This is a genomic window from Mycobacterium sp. 852002-50816_SCH5313054-b (genome assembly GCF_001667185.1).
GTDB lineage: Bacteria > Actinomycetota > Actinomycetes > Mycobacteriales > Mycobacteriaceae > Mycobacterium.
The window spans coordinates 1-7,771 of the sequence record NZ_LZIC01000077.1; the positions used below are offsets into that span (position 1 = coordinate 1).

Annotated in this window: 9 protein-coding genes and 1 pseudogene; 4 read left to right on the plus strand and 6 right to left on the minus strand. The window is 68.5% G+C overall.

Translation table 11 applies throughout. The features are described from left to right. Window positions 1-5 precede the first annotated feature (5 nt). On the plus strand, window positions 6-815 hold the full coding sequence (locus A5787_RS17250) for a DUF2993 domain-containing protein (RefSeq protein WP_066969141.1): 810 nt from the start codon (window positions 6-8) through the stop codon (window positions 813-815). 3 nt (window positions 816-818) lie between these two features. On the opposite strand, the gene deoC is transcribed toward A5787_RS17250, so the two are convergent. The 6 genes and pseudogenes from deoC to A5787_RS17280 form a co-directional block, all read right to left on the minus strand. Next, window positions 819-1,505 (minus strand): deoxyribose-phosphate aldolase, encoded by a 687-nt coding sequence (gene deoC, locus A5787_RS17255; protein WP_066969130.1) that lies wholly within the window; start codon window positions 1,503-1,505, stop codon window positions 819-821. Then, window positions 1,505-1,921, minus strand: coding sequence for a DUF2599 domain-containing protein (locus A5787_RS17260; RefSeq protein ID WP_066969132.1), 417 nt, complete (start codon window positions 1,919-1,921; stop codon window positions 1,505-1,507). The genes deoC and A5787_RS17260 overlap by 1 nt, the downstream gene beginning before the upstream one ends. Window positions 1,922-1,925: 4 nt before the next feature. Further along, window positions 1,926-2,189, minus strand: a complete 264-nt coding sequence (locus tag A5787_RS17265; RefSeq protein WP_082977278.1) for a DUF2516 family protein — start codon at window positions 2,187-2,189, stop codon at window positions 1,926-1,928. Between the two features lie 128 nt (window positions 2,190-2,317). After that, on the minus strand, window positions 2,318-2,908 hold the full coding sequence (hbhA, locus tag A5787_RS17270; RefSeq protein WP_066969143.1) for a heparin-binding hemagglutinin HbhA: 591 nt from the start codon (window positions 2,906-2,908) through the stop codon (window positions 2,318-2,320). A 311-nt stretch (window positions 2,909-3,219) separates the two neighbouring features. Then, a pseudogene (locus tag A5787_RS17275) lies at window positions 3,220-3,628 on the minus strand (helix-turn-helix domain-containing protein); the annotation flags it as partial. An 84-nt stretch (window positions 3,629-3,712) separates the two neighbouring features. Further along, complete coding sequence (locus A5787_RS17280) at window positions 3,713-5,065, minus strand: DUF445 domain-containing protein (RefSeq protein ID WP_156763990.1); 1,353 nt, start codon at window positions 5,063-5,065, stop codon at window positions 3,713-3,715. A gap of 99 nt (window positions 5,066-5,164) precedes the next feature. Here A5787_RS17280 and A5787_RS17285 point away from each other — a divergent pair, with 99 nt between their 5' ends. The 3 genes from A5787_RS17285 to A5787_RS17295 all read left to right on the plus strand — a co-directional run. Further along, window positions 5,165-5,866 (plus strand): TetR/AcrR family transcriptional regulator, encoded by a 702-nt coding sequence (locus A5787_RS17285; protein ID WP_066969136.1) that lies wholly within the window; start codon window positions 5,165-5,167, stop codon window positions 5,864-5,866. Between the two features lie 12 nt (window positions 5,867-5,878). Beyond that, window positions 5,879-6,889 (plus strand): prenyltransferase, encoded by a 1,011-nt coding sequence (locus A5787_RS17290; protein ID WP_066969137.1) that lies wholly within the window; start codon window positions 5,879-5,881, stop codon window positions 6,887-6,889. A gap of 144 nt (window positions 6,890-7,033) precedes the next feature. Then, a partial coding sequence (locus A5787_RS17295; RefSeq protein WP_066969139.1) for a cyclopropane mycolic acid synthase family methyltransferase occupies window positions 7,034-7,771 on the plus strand: 738 nt, incomplete at its 3' end.

Consider the following 7,771-nt stretch of genomic DNA (forward strand, 5'->3'; position numbering starts at 1 on the left):
CGCCCATCCCCCCCGCGGGCCCGACGGAAAAGCTGGCCACCCCGAACGAAGAGCCGGCACCGGTGAAAAGAAAACGACGCTTCCTGCGCGACCCGCTCTCCATCCTCTTGATCTGCATCATCGTGTTCGCGCTGCTCATCGCGGGCCTGATCGGGGCAGAGCTGTACGTCCGGCACGTGGCCGACCAGAAGGTCGCCCAAGCGGTGGCGTGCGAGGTGAAGGACCAGGCCACCGCCTCCTTCGGCGTGACGCCGCTGATGCTGTGGCAGCGAATGACCAAGCACTACACCAACATCTCGGTGCAGACCGCCGGCAACAACATCCGCGACGCCAAGGGCATGAAGCTCAACCTCAACATCCGCGACGTCCGGCTGCAGTCGACGGCCAACTCGAAGGGCACCATCGGCTCGCTGGACGCCACCATCAGCTGGACCAATGACGGCATCAAGCAGTCGGTGCAGAACGCGATTCCGGTGCTGGGTCCCTTCGTCACCAACAGCGTGACCACTCACCCGGCCGACGGCACGATCGAATTGAAGGGCATGCTCGAAAACATCACGGCCAAGCCGGTGGTGTCCGGCACCGGGCTGCAACTGCAGATCGTCAGCTTCAACGCGCTCGGCTTCACGATGCCGAAGGAATCGGTGCAGTCGACGCTGGACGACTTCACCGCGCAATTCACCAAGAACTACCCGCTGGGCATCCACGCCGACAGCGTGCAGGTCACCGATACCGGTGTGCAAGCACACTTTTCGACGCAGAACGCCAGCATCCCGAACGACAACAGCAACGACCCCTGCTTCGCCAACCTCTGACGCCTAACTAAGCCCGTCGAGCACCGCCCGGGTGCCCGACAGACCGAGGCGAGTCGCGCCGGCGTCCACCATCGCGAGCGCATCGGTGGCGGTGCGGATGCCGCCGCTGGCCTTCACGCCGAGCCGCCCGCCGACGGCCTCGGCCATCAGGGTGACGGCCTCCACCGACGCCCCGCCCGCGGGGTGAAACCCGGTCGAGGTCTTGACGAAGTCGGCACCGGCGTCCTCGGCGGCGCGGCACACGTCGGTGAGCGTGCGCCCGTCGGCCCGGCCCAGCAGCACCGCGGACTCCACGATGACTTTGAGCACGGCCCGGGGTGCCGCGGCCCGCACCGCCCCGATGTCGGATCGCACGGCGAGGAGCTCACCGGCCAGCGCGGCACCGACGTCGATGACCATGTCGACCTCGCCGGCACCGCAGGCCACGGCCCGCTCGGCCTCGTGGGCCTTGATCTCCGACAGGTGCTTGCCCGACGGGAAACCCACCACCGCGGCCACCGGCATCGCGGCGCCGGCAGCCATCGCGTCCACCGCGGCCGGCACCATCGACGGCGAGACGCACACCGCGTACACGCCCAGTTCGGCGGCCTCGGCGACCAGCGCCGCGACCTCGGCGCGGGTGGCCTCGGGTTTGAGGAGGGTGTGGTCGATGAGGGCCGCCAGCTGGGCCCGCGTGAGTTGCCCCGCCACTAGAACGCTTCTTCCGGACCGCCGGGGTTGCATCCGGTGGCCGCCATTTCGGCGTCGTCGACCACCGGGCGCCAGGGCTCCAGGTTCCAGCTGGTCTTGCCCGGTTGCGCCAGCTCGGCGAACTGCCAGTGGCAGACGAACTGCGCGCGCATTCCGGCGGTGTCGGCGTCCGGCGACAGCGCGAGCACCTCGGCCCAGGCCTCGTCCGCGTCCGCCGCGACGTAGGGCTGCCTGGCGGCCATCCGGCCCGCTGGCGTCGGAAAGACCCGCAGGCTGGGCGGGCCCCGCCAGTGGGCCCACTGGGCGTGGTCGATGAAAGGAGGTGCGGGGGTGGCGTCGGCACGTGCGGGAGTAGGCACCGGCGGCGAGCCGAGCAGGGCGACCGCCACCGCCGGCGCGGCCAGCAGCGCTCTCATGCCGCTAGCGCGACTTACCCTGAATCTCAAGCAGTTTGGGCCGCACGTCGACCAGGTACACCCCGGCAGCGCACGCGGCGATCGCCATCCCGAGCACGCCGAAAAGGAAACTCAGCAGCGATGTCAGCAGCACGGCCAAGCCGAGGATCACCAACCACACCGGCTTGGTCAGCTTGTCTGCGGCGGTATAGGCGTCGGGCCGCTGCAGCGCTGCGTGAACAAACGCGTACACCGCCGTCAGCGCGACGGCGATCTGCAGGGCGAACATGACGATGGTCACGGCGTGGGTCACCCGTCAAGGGTATGCGGGCAGCCCGTAAAACGTCGACTCCGAGTCGCCCCGGAGGGCAACTCGGAGTCGAATGGCTCGTCACCGAGGTTCAACTCGGCGCCGAACTACTTCTGGGTGACCTTCTTGGCGGACGCCTTCTTGGCCGGGGCCTTCTTGGCAGCCGCCTTCTTCGCGGGCGCCTTCTTGACCGGAGCCTTCTTGGCCGGGGTCTTCTTGGGCAGGTCGATGCCGACCAGCTTGGCCGCCCGCTCGCCGACCGCGCGGGTCTGCGATGCGACGGTGCCGAGCGCCTCCTGGGTCAGCTCGACGGCCTGGTCCACGTAGCCTTCGGCGCGCGCCGAGGCGTCCTCGAAGGGCCGCTGGCTGCGGAGCCGCTCCAGGGCGGCCTCGCCCCGGTCGACCAGCTCGTTGTACCGGCTGGTCGCGGCCTCCAGGTAGCCCTCGGCGGCCTTGCGCAGCTCGTCGGAGGTGAACCGCTCGCGCAGCTCGGTGAACTGCTCGGGCAGGTCCTCCTGAAGCTTCGACAGGCGCGCGCGGCGCTCCTCGACCCGGCTGCGGGTCTCGGTGCGGGTCTCTTCGGCGCGCTCACGGATGCTGGCGACCAGGTCGTTGACGGTGGCCAGGGCCAGGTCGGCGGCGCCCAGCGCGGCCAGCAGCGGGGCCCGCAGGTCCTCGACGTTCGTGTTTTCAGCCATGGTGTTTCCTTTCATGATTGTTTTGTTATCGGGGTTACTGATTGCTGATCTGGTAAAGAAAGGGCAAGCGTCGGCGTCCTCTGAGAGGACTGGTCAAGACCCGCGGATTGACGTGGCGCTCAACTTGCCGGGGAAACCTCCTGGTTGATCGGGTCGGCTGATCGAGTTCGTATCGCGGTCGGCACCACCCGAGGTCGGCATCACACCCCTCCCTCTGGGTAACCAGGCGGCCCGGCAGCTATGCGGCAGGCGGCCACTGGCGCGATACGAAAGCCCTTCGTCGGCGACGGCGGCCGGCGGCGTGGCGGGCGATCACTCGTCGCTGTCGGATTCGCTCGGACACTCCTCGAAAATCGATTCGTTTTGCTGGGTGAACGACGCGTAGATCTCCAGCAGGATCTGCTTCTGCCGCTCGGTGATCGACGTGTCGGTGATGATGGCGTCGCGCACCTGACTTTTGTCGCTGGGCTCGAGGATCCCGGCCCGCACGTAGAGCACCTCGGCCGAAACCCGCAGCGCCTTCGCGATCTGGCTCAGGACGTCGGCGGACGGCTTCCGCAATCCGCGCTCCACCTGGCTCAGGTAAGGGTTGCTGACACCCGACCGCTCGGCGAGTTGGCGCACCGAGACCTGCGCGTTCTCCCGCAGGTCCCGGATGAAGCTGCCGATGTCGGAAGCCGCGGTGGTCACCTTGGCGGAGAGCTTCTCCTCCGGCGGCATCGCGTACTCCCTGGGTTGGGCCTCATCCTTACGCGCCCTAGAGTACGGCCAAGTGCTTGCTATTGCAAGCACTTGTTAGCACCCCTAGAAAAGCAGCTGCGCGACCGCGTAGATGATCAGCCCCGCCAGGGACCCCACGACGGTGCCGTTGATCCGGATGAATTGCAGGTCACGCCCCACGTGCAGTTCGATGCGCCGGCTGGCCTCCTCGGCGTCCCAGCGCTCGATCGTGTCGGTGATGATCGCGGTGATCTCCACCCCGTACTGGGAGACCAGGTGCTGCGCCGCCCGCACGATCCAGTTGTCGACCTTGTCGCGCAGATCGGCATCGTCGCGCAGCGACTCCCCGATCTGGACCACCGTGTCGGCGATGCGGGAGCGCAGCGTGCTGGACGGGTCGTCGACCCCCTCGAGCACCAGCCGTTTCAGCGTCCGCCACGCCGTCGCCGCGGCGTCGGCGATCTCGTCGCGCGCCATCAGCTGTTCCTTGATCGCCTCGGCGCGCGCGATGGTCTCCGGGTCGTTCTGCAGGTCGTCGGCGAACTCGAACAGGAAGCGCGTCGCCGAACGGCGCAATTCGTGGTCGGGGTTGCGGCGGACCTTGTCGGTGAAGTCCATCAGCTCGCGGTGGATTCGGTCACCGACGAGATGGTCGATGAAGCGGGGCGACCAGCTCGGCGAGTCACGCTCGACCACCCGCTGGATGACCTCGCCGGCGTTCAGCGACCACTGGAACGCCCGGTCGGCCAGGAGCTGGATCAGGGCTTCCTGACGGTTTTCGGCCAGCAGGGTGGACAGCACGCGGCCCACCGGCGGACCCCATTGCGGTTCGGCGATGCGGCGCACGATCATCCGGTCGATCACCTGCTGGACGTCCTCGTCGCGCAGCAGCTCGACGAGCACCCGCAGCACCGTCGCCGTCTCGCTCGCCACCCGCGCGGCGTGCACGGACTCCGAGAGCCACTTGCCGAGGCGGCTGGGCACCTGGGCGTCCCGCAGCTTCGTCTCGACGACCGCCGGCGACAGGAAGTTCTCCCGCACGAAGGTCCCCAGGCCCTCACCGAGCTGGTCCTTCTTGCGTTTGATGATGGCGGTGTGCGGGATCGGAATGCCCAGCGGATGCTTGAACAGCGCGGTCACCGCGAACCAGTCGGCCAGCGCGCCCACCATGCCGGCCTCCGCGGCCGCCCCGACGTAGCCGACCCAGGCCGCCGTGGTGGCGTGGGCCTGGGCCCACCGACAAGCGAGGAACAGCGCGGTGGCGCCCACCAGGAAACTCAGCGCGACCAATTTCATCCGGCGCAGTCCCACCTGCCGCTGCGCGTCGGCCACCGGATCGGCCCCGGCGAAGGATTCGGCCAGGGACGGTCGCGTGGGCGGCGCCGGCGGCGGCGCGGCCGCGCCCTCGCCCGGGTGCGAGGCTCTGTGTGCCACCACACCATCATGTATGGCCGCGCGCAGTTAGTGTTACCGCCCTGCTTACGGACCCCGCACGCCGTAGTATCGGGAACGTCTGATGAGTGGGAAAAGGCGAGAGTGGCAGAGCGAATCCCCCCTGTGATCGTGAAGACGGATGGTCGCAAGCGGCGCTGGCACCAACACAAGGTGGAGCGCCGCAATGAGCTCGTCGACGGCACAATCGAGGCGATCCGTCGGCAGGGCCGCTTCCTGAGCATGGACGAGATCGCGGCGGAAATCGGCGTCTCCAAGACCGTGCTCTACCGCTACTTCGTCGACAAGAACGACCTCACCACCGCGGTGCTGATGCGCTTCACGCAGACCACGCTGATTCCCAACATGGCCGCGGCGCTGTCATCGAACCTGGACGGCTTCGACCTGACCCGCGAGGTCATCCGGGTGTACGTCGAGACCGTGGCGGACGAACCTGAGCCTTACCAGTTCGTGATGGCCAACAGCTCGCCGACCAAGAGCAAGGTGATCGCCGACTCCGAGCGCATCATCGCCCGCATGATCGCGGTGATGCTGCGCCGCCGCATGCGCGATGTCGGGATGGACACCGGCGGGGCGGAGCCGTGGGCCTACTTGATCGTCGGCGGCGTGCAGCTGGCCACCCACTCGTGGATGTCCGACCCGCGGATGAGCACCGACGAGCTGATCGACTACCTGACCATGCTGAGCTGGAGCGCGATCTGCGGGATCGTCGAGGCGGGCGGGTCGCTGGAGAAGTTCCGGGGGCAGCCGCATCCCTCGCCGATCGTGCCGCCGCGAGAGCCATGAGGCGGCGCCCGGATGCCTGACGTGAGCGTGGGCTCACGACTCAGGTCGTGGGCCTACGCGCTTCGCACCACCAACCCGCCCCCGGACGGGCCGGTGGACGCCGTCACGCGGTGGCTGGTGGTCGCCCGGGCGGCGGTGCTGCCGATGACCCTGGTCTCCGGCCTGGTCGCGGCCCTGCTGGCGGTGGGCAAACCCGGGCTGGACTGGCGCTGGCTGGTGCTGGCCGTGGTCGGCATCACGCTGGCGCACACCGCCAACAACCTGATGAACGACCTGTACGACACCCGGGTCGGCACCGACAGCGCCACCTATCCGCGCGCGCTGTACGCGCCACACCCCGTGCTGTCCGGGCTCGTCAGCCGCCGCACGCTGGGGCTGGCGATCCTGCTCGTCAACGTCGCCGATCTGGCGATCCTCGTCACACTGACGTGGGCGCGCGGCTGGCCCGTCGCCGCCTTCGCGCTGGCCGGCTTCGCCCTCAGCGTCGCCTACACCGCGCCGCCGCTGCGGCTGAAGAAGCGCGGCCTCGGCGAACCCGACGTCTTCGTCGTGTGGGGTCCGCTGATGGTGTGCGGCACCTACTACTCCGCGGGGGGCTGGGGGGGCTGGGACGTGGTGCTGGCCTCGCTGCCCTACGGCCTGTTGTGCACGACGGTGCTGATGGGCAAGCACACCGACAAGATCCCCTACGACGCACCGCTGGGCATCCGGACGCTGCCCGTGCTGCTGGGCGAGGCGCGCGCCCGGGCGGTCACCCTCGGCATGATGGTCGGCTTCTACGTGCTGGTGGCGGTGGCCGTCGCGGCGCAGGCGATGCCCTGGCCCGCGCTCGTCGTCGCGCTGGCGCTGCCCCGGCTGGCGAAGGTGTGGCCGTATTTCCGCCGACCGAGGCCCGACCAGCCGCCGCCGAAGTTTCCGGTGTGGCCGCTGTGGTACGCCGCGCTGGCCTGGGTGCACGTGCGCCAGGCCGGCGCGCTGCTGGTCGTGGGGCTTGCGGCGGGCGCCGTGCTGCGCGTGTTGTGACCGGTATGTGACGTAGCGCCAAGCTTTGAAATGCGACTTGGACAGCCTTAACGGCTAGCATGCAGTGGATGCATCGGGGGTGAACCGGGCGCTCGGGCGCCGCAAGCCCGGGCCCCCGAAGATTACAGAAAGGCTTAATTTCTCATGTCTGTGCAGCTCACGCCGCATTTCGGGAACGTGCAAGCGCACTACGATCTCTCCGACGACTTCTTCCGGCTTTTCCTGGACTCCACCCAGACCTACAGCTGCGCCTACTTCGAGCGCGACGACATGACGCTCGAGGAGGCCCAGTTCGCCAAGATCGACCTGTCGCTGGGGAAGCTCGGGCTCGAGCCGGGGATGACGCTGCTCGACGTCGGCTGCGGCTGGGGCGCCACCATGCGCCGCGCCGTCGAGAAGTACGACGTCAACGTCGTCGGCCTGACGTTGTCGGAGAACCAGGCCGACCACGTGCAGAAGATGTTCGACCAGATGGACACGAACCGCTCGACGCGGGTGCTGCTGGAGGGCTGGGAGAAGTTCGACGAGCCGGTCGACCGCATCGTCTCCATCGGCGCCTTCGAGCACTTCGGCCGCCAGCGCTGGGGCCACTTCTTCAAGATGGCCCACCGGGTGCTGCCGGCCGAGGGCGTCATGATGCTGCACACCATCACGCGTCCGACATTCAAAGAGGCCAGGGCGCAGGGCACTCCGCTGACCCACGAAGTCGTTCACTTCACCCAGTTCATCCTGGCCGAGATCTTCCCGGGCGGCTGGCTGCCGACGATCCCGTCGGTCGAGGAGCACGCGGAGGAGGCCGGCTTCAAGATCACGCGCGTCCAGTCGCTGCGGCTCCACTACGCGAGGACCCTGGAAACGTGGGCCACCGCGCTCGAGGCCAAC